Source organism: Mycobacterium pinniadriaticum, assembly GCF_026242045.1.
Lineage (GTDB): Bacteria > Actinomycetota > Actinomycetes > Mycobacteriales > Mycobacteriaceae > Mycobacterium > Mycobacterium pinniadriaticum.
Map to the genome: position 1 here is coordinate 1 of NZ_JAPJDO010000120.1, position 578 is coordinate 578.

At 64.4% G+C, this 578-nt stretch carries 1 pseudogene; it reads right to left on the reverse strand.

The annotated features are described in order from the left end of the window. Positions 1–465, reverse strand: a pseudogene (locus ORI27_RS32925) (IS1634 family transposase); the annotation flags it as partial. Positions 466–578: the final 113 nt, after the last annotated feature.

Below are 578 nucleotides of genomic sequence, written 5' to 3' on the forward strand. Positions count from 1 at the left end.
ACCCATCTCGGCCAGGACTCGATCGACATCGAGGAGGCTGGTCGGTTCCACCACGCGGGCGATCACCAGATCCCGGAAAACCTCATCGTCGACCGCGTCGTCGAAGCCCAGATAGGCATACACCCCGGCCAGAGCTTCGTAGAGCAATCCGCTGCAGGACTTCAGGACGTGAGCCCGAGCCACCAGTTGCCGCGGGCCGGGCCCAGCACCAGAATCGGCGAACAGGCCCGCGGCCGGCGGCGGCACCATCTCGACCTTGACGGCTTTCGGGGTGATGCCCAGATCCAGCTCCCGCTGGGCATCATCGGTCAACAACCGGCGAGCCTGCTCGATGAGTAGTCCGAGTTCGGCGTCATCGCGGGCCGAGCCCACATGACGGACGATCCGCCGGCGACCGTCCACGAATTCAGCGATCTGCACCGCAGTGGCACCCGAGGCAGTACGCACCCGCCGAATCCACACCACCCGCCCGAGCCTACCGAGGCGAATTAGTGCCTTGCGGGCGCACTAAGCGAAACCATCACCGCAGGTCAACGACTCAGTACTTCAAGGAGAAGTCCAATGTGACCCAAGTCAGG